The 18,733-nt window shown below is 65.8% G+C and carries 14 protein-coding genes and 3 pseudogenes; 6 read left to right on the forward strand and 11 right to left on the reverse strand.

Features of this window, described 5'->3' with window-relative positions:
* Positions 1 to 6 precede the first annotated feature (6 nt).
* From NCCP_RS10955 to NCCP_RS10975, 5 genes and pseudogenes are all read right to left on the reverse strand, one after another.
* A pseudogene (locus NCCP_RS10955) lies at positions 7 to 872 on the reverse strand (IS5 family transposase).
* A 376-nt stretch (positions 873 to 1,248) separates the two neighbouring features.
* Positions 1,249 to 2,268, reverse strand: a complete 1,020-nt coding sequence (locus NCCP_RS10960) for an NAD(P)-dependent oxidoreductase (protein WP_149957322.1) — start codon at positions 2,266 to 2,268, stop codon at positions 1,249 to 1,251.
* Between the two features lie 125 nt (positions 2,269 to 2,393).
* Positions 2,394 to 3,464 (reverse strand): isocitrate/isopropylmalate dehydrogenase family protein, encoded by a 1,071-nt coding sequence (locus NCCP_RS10965; RefSeq protein WP_149957324.1) that lies wholly within the window; start codon positions 3,462 to 3,464, stop codon positions 2,394 to 2,396.
* A gap of 768 nt (positions 3,465 to 4,232) precedes the next feature.
* The gene (locus tag NCCP_RS10970) at positions 4,233 to 5,639 is read right to left on the reverse strand and encodes a 2-hydroxycarboxylate transporter family protein (RefSeq protein WP_149957326.1); all 1,407 of its coding nucleotides are present in this window, start codon (positions 5,637 to 5,639) and stop codon (positions 4,233 to 4,235) included.
* Positions 5,640 to 6,089: 450 nt separating this feature from the next.
* On the reverse strand, positions 6,090 to 6,746 hold the full coding sequence (locus NCCP_RS10975) for an IclR family transcriptional regulator (RefSeq protein ID WP_172627375.1): 657 nt from the start codon (positions 6,744 to 6,746) through the stop codon (positions 6,090 to 6,092).
* Between the two features lie 176 nt (positions 6,747 to 6,922).
* Here NCCP_RS10975 and NCCP_RS10980 point away from each other — a divergent pair, with 176 nt between their 5' ends.
* Positions 6,923 to 8,590, forward strand: a complete 1,668-nt coding sequence (locus tag NCCP_RS10980) for a thiamine pyrophosphate-binding protein (RefSeq protein ID WP_149957327.1) — start codon at positions 6,923 to 6,925, stop codon at positions 8,588 to 8,590.
* A 664-nt stretch (positions 8,591 to 9,254) separates the two neighbouring features.
* On the opposite strand, the gene NCCP_RS10985 is transcribed toward NCCP_RS10980, so the two are convergent.
* Entirely contained in the window at positions 9,255 to 9,470 is a 216-nt protein-coding gene (locus NCCP_RS10985) for a hypothetical protein (protein WP_149957328.1), read from the reverse strand.
* Between the two features lie 268 nt (positions 9,471 to 9,738).
* Entirely contained in the window at positions 9,739 to 10,797 is a 1,059-nt protein-coding gene (speB, locus tag NCCP_RS10990; protein ID WP_149957329.1) for an agmatinase, read from the reverse strand.
* A gap of 503 nt (positions 10,798 to 11,300) precedes the next feature.
* On the opposite strand from speB, the gene NCCP_RS10995 reads away from it, so the two are divergent.
* Positions 11,301 to 12,836 carry a sodium:solute symporter family protein gene (locus NCCP_RS10995; protein ID WP_149957330.1) on the forward strand — a complete coding sequence of 512 codons (1,536 nt, stop codon included), beginning with the start codon at positions 11,301 to 11,303 and terminating at the stop codon, positions 12,834 to 12,836.
* Between the two features lie 188 nt (positions 12,837 to 13,024).
* Here the strand turns inward: NCCP_RS10995 and NCCP_RS11000 are convergent.
* Positions 13,025 to 13,367: pseudogene (locus NCCP_RS11000) on the reverse strand (aldehyde dehydrogenase family protein); the annotation flags it as partial.
* A gap of 6 nt (positions 13,368 to 13,373) precedes the next feature.
* Positions 13,374 to 14,030 carry an EamA family transporter gene (locus NCCP_RS11005; protein WP_225873796.1) on the reverse strand — a complete coding sequence of 219 codons (657 nt, stop codon included), beginning with the start codon at positions 14,028 to 14,030 and terminating at the stop codon, positions 13,374 to 13,376.
* Positions 14,031 to 14,363: 333 nt separating this feature from the next.
* Here NCCP_RS11005 and NCCP_RS11010 point away from each other — a divergent pair, with 333 nt between their 5' ends.
* Positions 14,364 to 15,311 carry a LysR family transcriptional regulator gene (locus tag NCCP_RS11010; RefSeq protein WP_149957357.1) on the forward strand — a complete coding sequence of 316 codons (948 nt, stop codon included), beginning with the start codon at positions 14,364 to 14,366 and terminating at the stop codon, positions 15,309 to 15,311.
* A 33-nt stretch (positions 15,312 to 15,344) separates the two neighbouring features.
* On the opposite strand, the gene NCCP_RS15550 is transcribed toward NCCP_RS11010, so the two are convergent.
* A complete protein-coding gene (locus NCCP_RS15550; protein WP_149957331.1) occupies positions 15,345 to 15,629 on the reverse strand; it encodes a PDDEXK family nuclease in 285 nt (94 codons plus the stop codon).
* Positions 15,530 to 15,904: a hypothetical protein gene (locus NCCP_RS11020; RefSeq protein ID WP_149957332.1), complete on the reverse strand. Its 375-nt coding sequence runs from the start codon at positions 15,902 to 15,904 to the stop codon at positions 15,530 to 15,532. The genes NCCP_RS15550 and NCCP_RS11020 overlap by 100 nt, the downstream gene beginning before the upstream one ends.
* A 704-nt stretch (positions 15,905 to 16,608) precedes the next feature.
* Here NCCP_RS11020 and NCCP_RS15460 point away from each other — a divergent pair.
* The 3 genes and pseudogenes from NCCP_RS15460 (at position 16,609) to NCCP_RS11030 (ending at position 18,719) form a co-directional block, all read left to right on the forward strand.
* A pseudogene (locus NCCP_RS15460) lies at positions 16,609 to 17,187 on the forward strand (transposase).
* Positions 17,130 to 17,690 (forward strand): transposase, encoded by a 561-nt coding sequence (locus NCCP_RS15465; protein WP_263970140.1) that lies wholly within the window; start codon positions 17,130 to 17,132, stop codon positions 17,688 to 17,690. Before NCCP_RS15460 ends, NCCP_RS15465 begins: the two are co-directional and overlap by 58 nt.
* A gap of 234 nt (positions 17,691 to 17,924) precedes the next feature.
* Complete coding sequence (locus NCCP_RS11030; RefSeq protein WP_149957333.1) at positions 17,925 to 18,719, forward strand: SDR family NAD(P)-dependent oxidoreductase; 795 nt, start codon at positions 17,925 to 17,927, stop codon at positions 18,717 to 18,719.
* Positions 18,720 to 18,733: the final 14 nt, after the last annotated feature.

Raw genomic sequence — 18,733 nt, forward strand, 5'->3', positions numbered from 1 at the left:
TGTGAATCATCGAAGCCACAGGACGATGGCGGCGATGATCAGTTCCGAGCGGTAGTAGGCGGCACGTTTGGCGTAGCGGGTGGCTAGGTCGCGGAACTGTTTGAGCCGGTTGAAGCAGCGTTCGACCACGTTGCGCCGGCGATATTCGGCCGGATCGAAATCCGGCGGGCGGCCGCCCTTGCTGCCCAGCGCGGCGCGGCGTGCCTTTTGGTCGCTGCGCTCGGGGCTGGTGAACCTGATCCGCCGCGACCGCAGCGCGGACCGGGTCGAGGGATGCGAATACGCCTTGTCGGCCAGGACGGCCTCGGGCCTTGACCGGGGCCGTCCCCGGCCGGTGCGGCGCACGCTGATCGCCTCCAGCAGCGGGATCAGCTGCGGGTTATCCCCGTCCTGGCCCGGAGTCAGGATCACGCTCAGGGGCATGCCGCGGCCGTCCACGGCCAGGTGGATCTTCGAACTCAGTCCGCCTCGGGAATGCCCAATCCCTTCGCCGTCCACTGCGATGGCCTCGATCTCGGGTTTGCACCCCCCTTTTTCCTGGCCCCGGCGGCGTGCTGGTGGGCCCGGACAATGGTCGAATCGATGCTCAGGATCCATTCGACTTCCCCGACGGCGTCGTCCTTGACGACCGCCTCGTCGAGGATTTTCTGCCACGTGCCGTCCAGGGTCCATTTGCGCAGACGTTCGTGGGCGGTTTTCCACGGTCTATAGCGTCCGGGAAGGTCCCGCCACGGGGCTCCGGTGCGCAGCTTGAACAGGATCGCGTTGATCACCTGCCGGTGGTCCCGCCACTGCCCGCCCCGCCCGGAGACAGGCAACAGCGGTTCGATCCGCGCCCACGCCTTGTCCGTCAGTTCACCGCGCCCGACCATGACTCCAGACCAGCACAGCCTGCCAACCGCTTCAACCGATTCGCAGGACAGGCCCTAGTCACCCTCCGCTGATCCCTCGAGCCTGGTTTTCTGGCACAACAACACCCCGCTCAAGTAAGTGTTGCGACGACCCTTCGAAACCGCCCCTTGGGTGCAGGACGCATCTGCGGTCGCTTGTGGTGTCCGCCAAAGCCGCAGTGCGCATCCTCTGCGGCTCCTCAAAGAACGGTGGCACCCGCTCCGTCATGCGGGCGCCACCGTAAAAGTCCCCCGGGAGCGGATCGAGTCAATTTATGGGGGTTGTGTCCCTGCGCGTGGAGGTGCCGGGCAAGGAGCTAGCCGGAGTAGTGGCTACTTCGCTGCCGGCGGCGGTTCGCTAGACTCGCGTCGCTGCAGTCACGAGTTTCAAGGGTGCTGGTATATTTTCCGCTCGCTTCGTCGCCGTAATGACCCCACTTGGAATGCCGCCGCGCAAGACCGCATCAAAGTTCTGCCATACGGTCGAGATTCGTCGCTGGACGTTTTCCCAGCCAACGCCGGCCATGTGGGGCGTGCACACGACCTGCTCCAGGGTCAGCAGTTCGCTGTTGGTGTCCAGCGGCTCGCTCTGATAGACATCCAGTCCGGCCCCTGCGATGCGCCCTTCGCGCAGGCATTCGATGAGCGCGTCCTCGTCGATGACCTCGCCCCGTCCGACGTTGACGAGGATTCCGGTGCGCTTCATCAGCGCCAGTTCGTTGCGCCCGATCAGCTTGTTGGATTCGGCATTCAGCGGAACGTTCACGCAGACGATGTCGGAGGTCGCCATGAGTTCCTCCAGCGGGACGGGGCGGGCCGGGATGAGCTCGGAGACGGTCAGGGGGATTTCCGCGTTGTCGTAGAAGACCACGTTGGCACCGAAGCCGTGGTGGACGACCTTGCCGACCCAGCGTCCGATGTTGCCCAGGCCGACGATCCCGACCGTCTTGCCGTACAGCTCTGAGTAGGACATCTCGTCCAGGTCTTCGCGCCATTTCCCTTCGCGCATCAGCTGCGTGGTGGCCGGAATCCGCCGCAGCAGGGTCAGCATCAGCGTGAGTGCGTGCTCGGCGACGGAGATGGAGTGGGTTTTCATCTGGGCCACTGGGACACCCAAGTCGTCCAGGATGTTCAGCGGCAGTTGCCCGTATCCGGAGCTCATGTACTGAATAAACTTCACGTTCTTCGCGGCCTGGAACACCTCTTCGGGAACATTGATGCCCGAAATGAGGAAATCGGCTTCCGCGGCTTCGCGGCACATGTCCGCAACATCGGCCCCGGCCGGCATCACTGTGACGCTAAAGCCCTCCGGGGTGGAATCCACCAGGCGGTCTATGTAGTCCTTCAAGGGGTTGAGGAACAGAACCTTGTATGTCATTGGTGCGCACCTTTCGTACGTCAAGAGCTGGCGATCGCAACACGCGAATCCGGCCGGAGCGGGGGTGTCGGAGGAGGACCTTCCGGTCCCGGATGGGGGACGGGGTGCAGGCCCCCGGGTTTGACCTACGCCGGCAGGGCGTCGATAACGGCGTCCACCACTTCCCGGGTGTTCGCCGTCCCGCCGAGGTCGCGGGCACGGGGGCCGCTCGCTAGTGTGGACTCGACGGCTTCCTGGATGCTCTGTGCCGCCTTGGCGCAGCGGTCGTCCCCGCGGCGCTCGCCCAGCCATTCGAGCATCATTGCGGCGGAGAGGATCATCGCCGTCGGATTGGCGATTCCCTGGCCGGCAATATCGGGCGCACTTCCGTGGGAGGGCTGAAACACACCGTGCGTCAGGTTGACGTCGGCGGACGGGGCGACGCCCAGGCCGCCTACGAGGCCGGCGGCAATCTCGGAGACGATGTCGCCGAAAATGTTCTCCGTGACAATGACGTCGTAGCGTTGCGGGTCGGTGACCATGTACATGGCCCCGGCATCAATGTAGAACTTTGCGCTGCCGATGTCGTCGTTCTTCGCGGCGACCTCGTCGAACACCTTCTCCATGAGGACGTTGCTGCGCAGGGCGTTGGACTTGTGCAGCAGGGTCACGTGCCCGGGGGTTCCACGCTTGCGGCGTGCGCGGGCCTGGGAGAACGCGACGTCGAAGAGCTTCTCGCACGTGGCCCGCGTGATCGTCATGCGGTCACTTGCGCTCTCGTCGCTGGGCTCATGCTCATCGCCCAGGCCGGCGAACATCCCTTCGGACGTTTCGCGGATCACGAGCATGTCGACGTTCTTCGCCTTCACGGGGCTCTCCACGCCGGCAAAGAGCCGAACGGGCCGAAGGCTGGAGAAGAGTCCGTAGTGGGCCCGCATTTCAACTTGGGCGCCCAATTCGAGACCCTCCGGACCGCGCACGTCGGGCAGTCCCATGGCGCCGAACAGCACCGCATCCGCCTTGGCGATCTCGTCCATGTCGGCGGCGGTGATTTTCCGTCCGGTACGGCGGTACAGGTCCGCGCTGAAGTCATGGAAGGTGTAGTTGATCTTCAGCCCATAGCGCGCTTCGCATTCCTTTAGTACGGCCAGGGCGGCGTCAACGACCTCAGGGCCGATCCCGTCCCCGGGAATGACGGCAATTTCGTAATCAGTCATGGTTCTCCTGCCTTGCTTTTGGCGAGTACTTCCGCGTCCGGCGACTGCCCAGTGCGAGAGCTTTGCTTACGGGAGGCACTCATTGTGATCTTCCCACAGAATGGGAATGTATGTTTGTTCCGTGGGAAAACTGTAGCATGCGGTGATGCGGCTCACAAAGCCTGAAAAGGGGTCCATCTCTGCTTCATGGAGGCGGCATCAAAGATCGCCACGGCGCTACGGGGGCGTCCGAGACCGGCCGCGACCACGAAGGGCATATCCGTGGGAGGGGGGCGGGGGCAGGCGGAAGAGCGGGAAGAGGCAAGGACGAGCCAGGGCATCGGCATGACAGCGCCGTGGCACGACGCACCGGAATGGCGCGAGGGCTGGCGCAGGGGCTCAGGAAAGGCCGACCTGGCGATTCTTCGCCTCGGCATTCGTTGCTTCCTTCACTGGCGCCATCCCCATGGTTGCCTGCGACCCAAAGCCCACCTGATGACTGGGCGCATCACATTGCCGGGGCGCGGGGTTCGCCGTCAACCGGACACTGTTCGAGGGCTTCTGAGGCATCGATGACGGCCCAACAGGGCCGGTCGGGCTCGGACATGCCCCAAAAAAACGATGACGGTGGGGCCGGCTCCCCCTCGAGGAGCCGGCCCCACCGTGCGCATTTGGCTGGACGGCTGCTTCAGCCTGACCGCTGAGAGCGGCTGAAGGCTCGTCCGTGAGCCTTGCGTACGTTCCGGCGTATTGGAGGCAGTGCCTGATCTCTTCCGGAATGGCCGGGCGTCAGCCCATGAAGGGGACCAGCAGGGCGGTGACGAACAGGACCAGCGCTCCGCCGACGCGGTTGGTCAGTGCCGCAAACGGCATCAGGTGCATGCGGTTGGCCGCGGAGAGGACGGACACGTCGCCGGAGCCGCCGGTGTCGGCCATGACCAGACCGGGGGTGATCGCGGCTTCGACGAAGTGGAACTTCACCAGCCAGCCGAGGAAGCCGGAGGAGAGGGTCGCGACGATGACCGTGGCGATGGTCAGCACGATGAACACCGGGTTGGCCATCGAGGCGAGGACCTCGTCGATCTTGATGTAGGTGATGGAAACCCCGACCAGCAGGGCCGGAACCAGCACCGAGGTGACCATTTCGCCCCAGTCGGAGGTGGAGTCCTCAAGGTCCTTGGGCAGCAGGCCAAAGATCTTCAGGGCGGCGGCGGCGATGATGGTCCAGGCGTACGGGTGCAGGAACTCCAGGAAGGTACCGAGCAGCTCGCCCAGCACGAACAGCACGGCCGCGATGGCCAGACCCTTGCCCAAGGCGATGTAGGAGGAGGCATCACGCTTCTTGGAGGTGCCGAGCTCGCCGGCCTTGCCCTTGATGCGCAGCAGTTCGCCGTGGCCATTGAAGCCGACGAACAGCTGCCGGCGGTTCTTGCCCAGGCCGTTGTAGACGCCAGCGATGAGGATGCACACGACGTTGGCCAGCACGACGGCGGACATCAGGTCGCCCATGAACGTGGCCGGATCGGTTCCGGTCTTGGCGGCGTACATTTCCGACATCGGAAGGGCGCCCAGGCCGAGGCCGCCGGCCATGATGGGGGCGGCGATCAGCAGCATGGCGTTGAAGAAGCCCATGCCCATCAGGGCGCCGATCGCCCCGATGATGAGGAAGGTGGCCGCGAGGCAGCCCAGCAGCGGGACCGCGAAGCGCGGACCGGCCTTGAGCAGCATCGCCCGCGGCATGCCAAGGATCGAGCCGGCGATGACCGCGACGACGAAGAAGTCCAGGAAACCCTGAGGGGCCACGAAGGTCTGGACCACGGTGACGAGGTTCTCCGGCAGCAGTCCCAGAAACAGCAGCAGGGCCGGGGCGAAGGTGCACAGGACGGTGGGCAGGCCGAAGTCGCGGATGACCGGGAACAGGTTGCCGATCCAGATCAGCAGCCCGCCCAGCAGGATGGTCACGGCGAACCCGGAAACCATGGACTCAGGCAGCGTGCCGGTCATTGCGGCGATGAGGACGACGGCGGCCATCGCCAGGTAGGCCGGCAGCGGCAGGCTGGCGATCTTCAGGCCCTGCTTGCCCGGGTGGTGCGTGCCCAGGCGGTTGCCGACCGAGGCCTCGACCGGGCGGGACATCCCGGTCCCGCCGGGGGCTGCGGTCTCGTCGTTCATGCTGTCCAGTTTGTTCTCGGACATGAGAGTCTCCCAAGGGGGTGAGGTGTGTGTAGGTGCGCCGCGCATCATTGCGTCGGGCGGCCGCTCCAGGCTGGGCGGACCGGCACCAGGAGGGAATCGCAGCAGGGCGGTGCCGCTGCGGGGGTTGGTGCGTAAACGGCTCCAGTGCGCGAATATCTGGGAGCGGGAGCCGGTTCTGGCCGGTGTTGATTGCCGGAGGGCGAGGCCTTTCGTGATTTTCCCACCTAATGGGAAGCGATTACCAATTTATGGATAGACCGTACACGAAATGTGCGCTGTGCCACAAGACCCCTGCTCGCTTGGGGTGCGGCGATGCGCTCAAACTCAAGTCCCTTGTGTGACGGGGCAGCGTGCCAGGCGGGGGTGTCGCTGCAAACGCGCGGAGCAGGAACCCGGCCGCACGCATGACAAACGCGGGGCTAGCGGGAGGTGGGACCGTGTGGGAGTGGATTATCGGAGGCGTCCGGCCATGGCCTCGGCGATGCGCCGGGCCGCGGCGACCGTTTCGTTGCCGAAGTCCTCACCGGGCGAGGCTTGGACGCGGGCTAGGGGCATGGCGAGGCAAACGGCCCCGATGGTCACGCCGTCGAGCACTACGGGGGCGCTCACCGATCCCAAGCCCGGCGTGCGCAGGCCCACTGATTCGACCCAGCCCTGCCGCTGGACATCCGCCAAGGCGGCCTCGTCCCCGGCCAAGAGCCGCCCGCTGGAGCCGGCAGGCAGGGGCAGTCTGGCGCCGACCGGCAAAGTTGCCCGCAGCTCATGCGGGCCGTCAAGGCTGAGGACGCAGACGCGTTCATCACCGCGGCGGATCCAGAGCTGGGTCGTCTCGCCGGTGGCCCGGCGCAGTTCATCGAGCACGGGGGCGGCGGCGTTCTCCAGCGCCGAGCGGACAAACCGCTCACCCATGCGGAAACCGCCGTCGGCGTCCCGGCTCAGGAACCCGTAGTCCGCCATCGATAGGGCCAGGCGATGCGTGGTGGAGACGGACAGGCCGGTGCGGCGGGCGAGTTCGCTCGCGGACACGGCGGAGGTTCCGACCGCGTCGAGGATCGCCGCGACCCGCTCAAGGGTGCGATTGCCGCCATTGCCTGCCATTGATTCCATGCACTCCATCCTAAGGAATCAGCATGCCAAGGCCGGGCGGGCGCTCCGGGGTGGAGGCCCCCTTGTCGGGTGACGCGCCTCACTGATACTGTCTTCCCGTACATTGAAATATAATTCCCATTGACTGGGAAGGCGAAGCGTCCGCCCGGTCCCTCGCCCGGAGGCCACAACCCACCATGATCACTGTTTCCGCCGCCGTCGCCGAGACCGTCGCCGAGCACGCCGATGAGGTCTTCGCCCTGATGGGCAACGGCAACGCCTACTTCACCGACGCCCTCGCCCGTCAGAGCAGAGTCCACATCACGGCGGTGCGGCATGAGCAGGCCACGGTTGCCTCGGCCGATGCCTACCAGCGCGCCACGCGCCGGATAGCCGCTGCCACCACCACTTACGGGCCGGGCTTCACGAACGCGATCACCCCGCTGGCCGAGGCTGCGTGCGCCCGGATCCCCCTGGTGTTCGTGGTCGGCGCCGAGCCCAGCACCGGCCCGCGCCCCTGGGACGTGGACCAGGCGGCGATGGCCGAGGCCGCGGGGGCACGCGTTCTCATCGTGGACGCCGCCACGCCGCGCGGCACCACGCGGCAGGCTTTCGCGCTGGCCGAGGCCGAACGGCGGCCCGTGGTCCTGTTCATCCCGTACGATCTCGGCGCAGCCGAGGCCCACGACGAAGCCCAGGAGCAAGCCACCCTGTCCGACGCTGCACGGCACGACGCCGACCCCCGGATTCTCGACGCCGTCGCTGACGGGGTGGCGGAGGCGGCGCGCGCGCTCACCTCCGCGAAGCGCCCGCTTATCCTGGCCGGCCGCGGCGCCCGCGCCGCTGCGGCCCGGCTCGGTGACCTGGCGGACCGGATCGGCGCCCTCACCGTGAGCTCGGCCCCGGCGCGCGGCACGTTCGCCGGGCGCGGCTGGGACCTGGGCGTGTGCGGCGGCTTCGCCTCCGAAGACTCCTCCAAGCTCATCCAACAGGCGGACGTTGTTCTGGCCGTGGGCACGTCGTTGAACCAGTTCACCATGGCCTTCGGCGACCAGTTCGCCGCCGAGGCGACACTGATCCAAATTGACCTGGCCCCATCACCCACCCATCCGCAGGTGGACCGGCACCTGGCCGGGGACTCCGTCATTCTCACCGAGGCGCTGCTGGACGCGCTCTCCGGGCACACCCCGCCCGCGCAACGGTGGGAGGGCCTGGCGGAGGAAGCGCGGCATTCTCGCTTGACGTTCCGGCGCGACGAAGGCACCGGCCAGGCCGCCGACGGACGGCTCGACCCCCGTAGCGTCATGGCCGCGCTGAACACGATCTTGCCCGCCAACCGCCAGATCGTCACCGACGGCGGGCACTTCATCGGCTGGCCCAGCTACCATCTGGACCTGCCCGAACCCGATGCGCTGATCATGGTCGGCACGCACTACCAGGCCATCGGGCTTGGGTTCCCCTCGGCGCCCGGCGCCGTGCGCGCCCGCCCGGATGCCACCACGGTCGTGGTGACCGGAGACGGCGGCGGGATCATGGGCCTGCCGGACCTGGACACGCTAGTGCGCACCGCAAGCAGCGCCGTCGTCCTGGTGTTCAACGATGCGTGCTACGGCGCCGAAATTCACCAATACGGCTCGCAGGGGCTGCATGAGGCCGTCATGGAAATCGAGCAGGCCGACTTCGCGCAACTCGCCCTAGGCTTCGGCGCCGCCGGCCTGGTGGTCGAGACCATGCAGGACCTCAATGGTGTCCGCGGTTGGGTCGAGGCCGGCGCCCGGGGTACCCTGGTGGTCGATCTGCGCATCAGCCGAACGGTCGTGGCACCCTTCATCATGGAAATCATCGAGAAAACCATCAAGAAGTAGGCCCGACAAGCATGCCGACGCAGCGGGGAGGCGTCTTTCCGGATCTAGGCCGTGAAGATGTTGCCCCACCGGTTGCCCATGTTCCGGATCGCTCCAGGTTAATGGCTTGCCACCCCAAACACGGTGAACATGAGCCGCGTTCCATGCCGTGCGCTTGATCCGAATAAATGATCAAGAAGATGGGTCCTCGAAACCCTTCGGGAACGTCCCATGATTGTCGTGGTCCCTTCATTGCTCCCACTAGGCCGGGCATGTGACTTGGTCCTTTTGCCGGTTTCGGCGGGGCCGGATGGGCCTCGTCCCTGCAAGCTGCGGGAGGCGTAGGGCACTGCCGGGGACACGACTATTGTCGAGGGCTCGGATAACTACACTGTCTCGACAAGCTGTCTCGTACCCCTGCGGCTGCAAGACATTTTTGATGCAGTAGGTGCGAGCTGGCGGTCAGGAGGACCTGTTCCGGGCGTCGCACTGTTCGGTGCAGCCGTAGGGGACTTCCTCGCTGAGTTCGATGCTGAAGTGGCCTGCTCTTAGGTGGGTGACCAGGATGCCCTGCTGGCAGTCCCGCAGGGCGACCTAGATCATCCGATCGACCGCGACGTTGAGGCACTCGTCCCTGGACCCCTTGTCGCTGCCCCGGACTTCGATGAGGGTGTCAGTGGCGGCGTCAACGGCTTGACCTTTCGGATTCGACGACCGGCAGGGCCGTGTGGCCCTGCGCCTTTTCGTATAGGGCGCGCCGGTCGATGCCGTGGGCTGCAATCCAGAGGGCATCCGCGGAATCGGTGACTTCCTCGACATAGCCGGTGCGGATGGTGTGGCCGTGGTGCTGGATCTGCACCATTCGGCCGATCAACTCATTCCATGGTGCGATGATTCCCATGACGATGCCTTTCGTATCAAGCTCTGATTGATGTGGCGCATGCGCCACGGTGAGGCCTGCCGCACGCCTGCGCTCGGCGCGCGGGGCCCCGGCACGAAGCCGAGGCCACCTACGGTCGACGCAGGAGCAGGGCCGGCACGGTCGACGCACACGAAACAGGAGAGGCAGGCCATCAGTCGCTGTCGGCGATGGCTGGCCCCGTTAGAGCCTCGACGGTCGGGTCTACGCCCACGCGCGGGGCGCCGGAGGCTTGACCGGCGACCGTTTCCTACCGGCCGCCCAGGCCCGTGGCCACGGCGGTAGGGCGGCGCTCCACTGCCTGGGCGGCGTATCCGTTAGCCTGTCCGCGGCGGTCGCCCGGGACGGTGTTGTCTGCCAGCAGGGTGACCAGTTCGTAGGCGGTGTGGGAGGCCGCGACCCCGGTGATCTCGGCATGGTCATAGGCCGGGGCGACCTCCACCACGTCGGCCCCGACCAGGTTCATCCCCCGCAACCCGCGCAAAATCTCCAGCAGCTCCCGGCTGGTGATGCCCCCGGCCTCCGGCGTACCCGTGCCCGGGGCATGCGCCGGGTCCAGCACGTCAATGTCCACCGAGACGTACAGCGGGCGGTTCCCGATGCGCTCGCGCAGCTTCGCCACGACCTCCACCACCCCCTGGTGGTAGACGTCCGCGCTGGTCACGATGCCGAACCCGAACCGCCTGTCATCGTCCAGGTCCTTCTTCCCGTACAGCGGCCCGCGCGTGCCCACGTGGGAGAGCGCTTCGGTGTCCAGGATGCCTTCTTCCACCGCCCGGCGGAACGGGGTCCCGTGCGTGTACTCGGCCCCGAAATAGGTGTCCCAGGTGTCCAGGTGCGCGTCAAAGTGCAGCAGTGCCACCGGCTCCCCGGCCCGCTCGGCCGCCGCGCGCAGCAGCGGCAGCGCGATCGTGTGGTCCCCGCCCAGGGTCACCAGCTTCGTTCCGGAAGAGGTCAGGTCCATGGCATTGGCCTGGATCGTCTCGATGGCCTCTTGGATGTTGAACGGGTTCACCGCCATGTCCCCGGCGTCCGCGACCTGGACCAGTTCGAACGGGCTCACGTCCAAAGCCGGGTTATAGGGACGCAGCAGGCGGGAGGCCTCGCGCACGTGGCTGGCACCGAACCGGGCCCCCGGACGGTAGGACACCCCCGCATCAAAGGGCACGCCCACCACGGCCACGTCGGCAGCCTGGACCTGGTCGAGCCTGGGGAGGCGGGCGAAAGTCGCCGCTCCCGCATACCGGGGGACACGCGAAGAATCGATGGGACCGATGTTCCCGTTGGCCTCAATCCGAAGCTCATCCATGCCGCTGCTCCCTCTCAAAAGTTTTCTCATATGCATCATATGTTGCTCAAGAGGCTAGATGTGACGTGGCGCATCCGTCAAAAAAAGGTCCTTTTAGCCAGTACGGCCCGTGCTTGGGGTTGTGCCCTCAGTGGGCCTCAGTTGGCGCGAGAGCCCAGATCGCCACCGCTTCCTAGTCGGTTTCGTGGACTCAGGCGTGGGATTTCCCGGCCGGCGCTCGTGGCACGGCGTGAGCAACTCTTCGCGAATGCCTTCACCGCCGAGGGTGCGATGAGATTCCCGTGGGGCCCGGATCCGGAGTCGATGGTCGCGGGCGAATTGGCCGGCTCAATGGGCAGTGGATTCATGGCGGGCCCCGATCCTCGGTGGTTCCCGGCGAGGCGGGTGCAGCCGCCAGTCACGTCATGGGATTGACGTGTGCGGTACGTCATGTTTAGCCTAATGCTCAACAATTGTTGCCTATTAGGCAAAAATTCTTTCCTTAAGCTTTCAATATTTGACCAATGGGAGTCCTCGTGGACGGACAAATCGTCAATGCCGGGATCGTGGTCGCGTACCTCGTCTCGATGCTGCTTTTCGGCTGGTGGGGCAAGTCCCGCACCAAGAACGACAGCGACTACCTGGTCGCCGGCCGGCGCCTGGGCCCTCTGCTCTACACCGGCACGATGGCTGCCGTCGTTTTGGGCGGGGCCTCCACCGTTGGCGGCGTGGGACTCGGCTACAAGTTCGGGATTTCAGGCATGTGGCTTGTGGTGGCTATCGGCGCCGGTGTGCTGCTGCTGAGCCTGCTCTTCGCGCCGACCCTGCAGCGGCTCAAGATCTACACGGTGGCCCAGATGCTCACACTGCGCTACGCGGTCAACGCCACCAAGGTTTCGGGCATCGTGATGCTGGCTTACACCCTGATGCTCTGCGCCACCTCCACCGGCGCCTATGCCACCATCCTGGTGGTGCTGTTCGGCTGGGAGCGGTGGGCGGCCATCGCCGTCGGCGGCGTGATCGTGCTGATCTACTCCACCATCGGCGGCATGTGGTCGATCACCCTGGCCGATACGGCCCAGTTCATCATCAAGACCATCGGTGTGTTCCTACTGATGTTGCCCTTCGCCCTCACCCAGGCCGGCGGGCTGGAGGGGATTCGCCAGCGCGTGGACGAATCCTTCTTCGACATCACTGGCATTGGCCTGCAGACCATCATCACCTACTTCGTGGTCTACACCTTGGGCCTGCTGATTGGCCAAGACATCTGGCAGCGGGTCTTCACCGCCCGCACCCCGGGCATCGCCCGCTGGGGCGGAGCCACTGCTGGCGTCTACTGCATTCTCTACGGCGTGGCCGGTGCCCTGATCGGCATGGCCGCCTCGGTGATCTTGCCCAACGTGGAGGTCAAGGACGACGTGTATGCGGACGTGGCCATGAACATCCTGCCGATCGGCATCGGCGGCATCGTGCTGGCCGCCGCCGTGGCCGCGATGATGTCCACCGCCTCGGGCGCCCTGATCGCCGCCGCCACCGTGGCCAAGGCCGACGTGGTTCCCTTCGTCCGCTCCTGGTTCGGCAAGCCTGTCCACCATGACCACGGGGAGAACCCGGAACACGACGTCAAGGGCAGCCGCTGGTACGTGCTGGGCCTGGGCGTGCTGGTGATCGGCCTGGCCATCGTGGTCCAGGATGTGGTCGCGGCGCTGACTATCTCCTACGACATCCTGGTCGGTGGCCTGTTGATCCCGATCCTCGGCGGGCTGTTGTGGAAGCGCGGCACAGGACTCGGCGCCGCGGCGGCCATGGCCGCGGGCACTGTGGTTACGCTGGCGACCATGATCGTGCTGGAGATCAACGCGGAGAACCAGTACGACGGCGTCTACGCCAACGAGCCAATCTACTACGGCTTGATTGCGGCACTGGTGGCCTACATTGCCTTCTCGCTGCTGAGCAAACCCACGGATCCGGACACCATGAACGCCTGGAACCGCCGCGTCGCCGGCACCGTGACCGAAGAAGTGCCGCTGGAGGGCCTGGAGGAAGTCCACCGCCACTAATACGGTAACTCCGTGGTGGACCGGCCGGTTCTTCACGAGCGGCCCTTCCCCCTGGCGTGGCCTGTGATGGATGACCCGCACTCTCGGCACGGAACGGCTCCCCGGCATGCTGCCGGGGAGCCGTTCCGCTTCCTTTCGACGGGGGATTGATGCCTTTAGGCGGCATACGGGTTCACAGTTTTCACATGTTAGGCGTAGAGGCACTCTTCGATGCCTTCGGATCCGCCTTCGCGGGCCGACCCGGGTTGCTTGACTCCGCCGAAGGGTGTGGCGGCATTGGGAACGACGCCGGCATCCCAGCCCAACATGCGGGTTTCGAGACGTTCGCTCACGCGCAGGCCCCGGTCGAGGTCCTGGGTGAAAGACGTAGGCGACCAGTGCGCCAACGCCGTTGCAGGCTTTGCCGTCGACGAACGGGCCCCTCTGGGAATCGGGCTCGGTTCCACGGGCAGCGGTGAGCACGCCGATCCTGGCAGGAAACTTTGTCGCGAAGGCGTCAGCGATGGACTCGTGCACGATGAAGCGGTTGGCGGGCGATCAGGCGGTGGGTGCGGTAACGTCCTGTCGGAGGGAGTCCGGAGCGTCAGCGTCGGGCTCCCGCTGTCCGGTGTGGGTGGCCCCGATGCCGGAAGCGACCACCAGTCCGATGCCCAGCACCGCCGTCGGTCCCGGAATCTGTCCTAGGAAAACCAGGCCCACCAGAAGCGCGATCGCTGGTTCCAGGCACATGAGGGTACCGAACAAGGCTGCGTTGAGCCGGCGCAACGCCAGCATTTCCAGACTGAAAGGGACCACCGGCAGCAGCACGGCCAACCCCAGGCCCGCCAGCAGCAGGCCCGGGTCAAGATGGCCGAAGGCCGAGGGGCCCACGGTGAACGTGGCGACCAGGGCGGCGACAGGCATGGAGACGGACAATGCGTGAAGGCCGGTCATTTCGTCCCCCGCGCGCTGGGTAAGCAGGATGTAACCGGCCCAGCACGCGGCCGCCCCGAGGGCCAGCAGCACCCCGGCGGCGTCGGTCTGTCCATGCCATGGCTCCGTTAGTGCGAGCACCCCGGCTCCCGCCACAACGGCCCACAAGCGCGACGCGCCCTTGCCGCGCGTCACCGCGATGCCCAAGGGGCCCAGGAACTCCAGCGCCGCCACCGTACCCAGCGGAAGCCGGGCAGCCGCGGCCATGAAGAGAATCGTCATGCCGGCTGTGGCCACACCCAGCAGCGCACACGTGCGCAAGGCCCGGACGTGGAATTTCATCCGCCAGGGACGGGTGAACGCAATTACGATGACCGCCGCCCACGCCAGCCGCAACCACGCGACCCCGCCAGCGCCCAGCTGGCCGGTTAGCCCAACCGAGACCGCCAGCCCTAACTGGACGCAGCACATTGCCGTCACAGCCATGACGGTGCCTGTCATGGCGGGGGAAAGCCGGAGGAGAATCATCATGCACCCAAGTAGACCGAGTCTGACCATGCATGTCCACGTGATAAAAGTGGTCCTTTTGTCAAAAAATTATGGACAATGGGGCATATGGACATGCGCCGCCTCCGAACGTTTCTTGAGTTCTCCCGCGCCGAGTCCATGCGCGAGGTTGCGGACTTGCTAGGCACCACGACCTCGACCGTTTCGGCGCAGATCGCCACGCTGGCCGACGAAGTCGGCAGCGAACTGTTGGAGCCGCACGGCAGGGGAGTGCGCCTCACTCCGGCCGGACGGCGGTTGGCCGAGCATGCGGTGGCCATCCTTGCGGCTGTTGAGGCCGCACGCTCCGATCTGCGTGCCGGCGCCGAGCCTGCGGGCACGCTCCGCGTTGCGGGCTTCGCCACGGCAATCCGCCAAGGCGTCATTCCCATCATCAGTGAGGCCGCGGCCAGGTACCCCTCCTTTAGGATCGAGGTGCACGAACACGAGCCTGCCGAAGCCGTCAAGATGCTCCTCTCCGGTCAGACCGACGTTGCCCTCACCTACGACTACAGCCTGGCGCCACAACTCAGGGACCCCCGGCTCGACGTCACCGAACTGTGGTCCACTCCGTGGGGGCTGGGCGTTCCCGCAAAGGATGCCGGGGGCCTCCGGGGAACCGCGCCGGAAATATTCGCGCAGCTTGTCGGGCGGGACTGGATCGGCGCCTCCCGGAACCAGGGCGACGAGGAGGTACTACGGATTATCGGATCCCTCGCAGGGTTCGAACCCAAACCGCGCCATGAAGCCGATAGTCTCGACCTCGTCGAGGACCTGATCCTCGCGGGGCTGGGTGTCGGACTGCTGCCCCAGGACCGGAAGCCCCGCGCCGGCGTCGCCATTCTTGCATTGGACCAACCCGGAGTCAGGCTGCGCTCCTACGCCCAAACCCGGAAGGGACACGACACCTGGCCAGCCCTGCGGTACGTGCTTGACCGTCTCACCACACCGGAAACGGCGGGAATCAAGTGCCGTGCAGGCCGGGGAAGGGAGTGTCAGATGAACGGCACTCCCTGAGAAAGCGTAAAAATGGGCACAGTCAAGACCACGTCAGAAACAGTCGCGGACCATGATCACGGCGAGGTACCGGGGCAGAACTACGTCAGGTTTTCCTTGCAACTTCTTCACGTTGATGCGGCAGCGGAATCCTCTGCGGTGAAGGGTACGCCGGATGGCTACTTCGAATTTTCGTGTTGGTTGACCTGGTGGCAGCCATGTTCCGGCTGCGGCCCCGGTCAGCAGGTCCCGTGCGGGGTCATAGCCTCGCGCAGGGCACCGGTATCCAGGACGGTGGTGGCGGCTAGGCGCCCCATAGGTACCCCGAGCGGTGTCCATTCCGGAACCCGGAACGCGTCCACCGCCTCGGCCGCGTCGACCTCGATCCCGAGGGTCGCCCGAACCAGCGTGTCCAGGAACCCGAGTTCGACCCCGCCGTTCGGCCAGCGGGTGAGCGTGCGCAGCAGGTGCGCCCTGTGGTCCTGCCCGTAGATGAACCCATGCTCGATCGCCAGGGCCGCGGCCAGCCGGTCAATGGTGCCGAGCCATGCCTGGTCCAGGGGGATGCGTGCCAGGGCGGAAGCTACGCGGGCCGTGCTCGTTGAAGTCGTCATGCCCTCCCGTGTACACCGGGCCCGATCCGGTTCACGCCGAACCGGGAGGGGTTGGGGTAACCGAGCGGGATCGGCTTTTTTATCCCGCTCGGTTGCGTCACCACGTGTCACTTTTTGGCACTGAGTGGCACATGACGGGTGGAACCAAGAGGATCTTTTCCCCAGTCACTGCGCGAAATCCTTCGGGAACTCAAGAGGGCCGAAACGTCCGACTCGCAATCGTTGTGGTGTGGGTTTGAGTCCCACTGGGGGCACGCTGGGGCAGCCCTACTTCCCCGTACTTTCGGGGAATTAGGGCTGTTTCCCTTTTTGCGGCAACGCCCTCGGCCCCCTTTTTTTGCCGCCTAAATGTGTCAGGGGATGGTTTTCCGGCCTCCAAGTTGGACAGGTCTGTTACGCCCTGGGCATCCGGGTCGATGTACTTCTGGGTGGTCTGCATGCTGGCGTGTCCGGCCGCACTCTGAGCCGGGTATGGATTAGTCAGCCCAGTTGGGTGAAGTAGTGCCCATTAGCGTGGTGTAACGGCCCCGGTCAGGGGCGTGTTGCTCCGGAACGTGAGGCGGCCATCGCGTGATTCTTGGCAAGACCGACCAAAGTCTTTTCTCAAGGAGTTTCCACGCGATTGATAAGCACCCCATGTTATCGACCCTGCCCGTTTCCTGTCCGAACAGCTCGCCCAGGCCTCTTCGGACCTGATGCGTTCCATGCTGACCACGTTCATCAACGCGCTCATGAGCGCCGAAGCGGACGCGGTCTGCGGCGCCGAGTACGGGGCCCGCTCCGAGGAACGGACCAACTCCCGCAACGGGTACCGGTACCGGGGCTTCGACACCCGCGCAGGGACCTTGGATGTGGCCGTCCCGAAGCTCCGGCAGGGCTCGTATTTCCCGGACTGGCTGCTCGAGCGCTGGCGCCGCGCCTAGGCCGCACTGACCACGGTCGTGGCCACCAGCTACCTGCTCGGAGTTTCCACCCGGCGGATGGAAAAGCTCGTGGAAACCCTCGGGATCACCCGGCTGCCGAAGTCCCAGGTCTCGGTCATGGCCCAGGACCTGGATACGCAGGTCGAGGCGTTCCGCACCCGGCCTTTGGATGCCAGCCCGTATACGTTCGTCGCCGCCGACGCTCTGGTCCTGAAGGTCCGCGAGGGCGGCCGGGTGGTGAACGTCCACGCAATTGCCTCGCCACCGGGGTCAACGCCGACGGCTACCGCGAGGTCCTGGGCATCCAGGCCTCCAGCGCGGAGGACGGGACCGGGTGGCTCGCCTTCTTCCGTGACCTGACCGCACGGGGCCTGTCCGGGGTGAAGCTGGTGACCTCCGACGCCCACGCAGGCCTCGTGGCCGTGGGTGAAGACGCTGCTGTGCTCGGTCTACGACCAGCCCGACGCGGCCGGCGTGCACGCTTGAGTATCGACCGGGTCTTGGACGCCCTGGTCGAGAAGCTGCCCAGGGCTGCGGAGCACCTCGAGGCCGCGCGCGAGGACATCCTCGCGTTCACCGCCTTCCCCAAGGGCCTCTGGCGCCAGGTGTGGTCCAACAACCCGCAGGAGCGGCTGAACAAGGAGATCCGCCGACGCACCGACGTGGTGGGGATCTTCCCGGACCGGGCCGCGCTGATCCGCCTCGTCGGCGCCGTCCTGGCCGAGCAGCACGACGAATGGACCGAATCCCGCCGCTACCTGGGCCTGGACCTGATCCAGCAATCCCAAACCGTCGGCACCGAACCGGCGACCGGCACCGACGAGCAGGAGGACAGCCACCCCGACCTGGCGCTCAGCGCCTAACCAACCCAAGAATCACGCGGCAACCGCGTTACACCACGCAAATGGACTTGACCCGTGCTCCTTCCGGCTGTTTCAGGATCGCATCTTCTGGTTTACGGCGGCATGATTCCCGGGCGGTCACTTCTTGTGGGGGAACGACGTTGACACACATCACTTCGACCTCCTACCTTCACTAAAGATTGCCTGACAATCTGGCAGTAATAGTGGCAGTGGTCATGACGAAGGGACAGTGGCATGGAAGCATTGGAAGAAGCGCGTTCCGGACGAGGGGCGGGTGGTCGCTTCAAGGGAAAGGTTGCCGTCGTGACGGGTGGAGGCGGCGGGATCGGAACTGCCGTCGCAGCCCGCCTGGCCAGTGAAGGGGCGCATGTGGTGGTTTGTGACGCCAATGCCGCTACGGCTACCGAGGTAGCAGAAGGGCTTGTAGGGGCGGGGTGGTCCGCGCAGGCCCTGAATTTCAATCTGGCATCGGCTGCCGCGGTCGACGCCGCCGTGCGAGACATTGTCCGGGACCATGGCAAGGTTGACGTTCTGGTCAATAACGCTGGCATCAACCGGCGGGGGGCGCTCTTGGACCTTTCGGCCGAGGACTGGGACCTGAGCTTCGCGGTCAATGTGGACGCGCTGTTCCACCTGTGCCGGGCGGTGCTGCCGCACATGATCGAGGCTGGCGGCGGTGCGATCGTGAACACGGCCTCCCAGTGGGGCCTGCATCCCGCACCGGGGCACATTGCCTATAACGTCTCCAAGGCGGCCGTCGTCGCCTTTACCCAGAATCTGGCTCGCGACTACGCCCCGCACGGCATCCGCGTCAACGCGGTCGCTCCCGGCGAGGTCCGCACGCCCATGCTGGAAGGCAACCTGCAGCGCACCGGCCGCACCGTCGCCGATCTCAATGCCCTCGTCCCCTTTGGGCGTATCGGGGAACCGGACGAGATCGCCGCACTAATCGCCTTCCTCGCCTCGAACGAGGCCCCGTACCTGTGCGGATCCGTCGTCGAAATCACCGGCGCCCAGGCGGTGTCCTGATGAGGCCGCTGGAA

This window comes from Zafaria cholistanensis, from assembly GCF_008580665.1.
GTDB lineage: Bacteria > Actinomycetota > Actinomycetes > Actinomycetales > Micrococcaceae > Zafaria > Zafaria cholistanensis.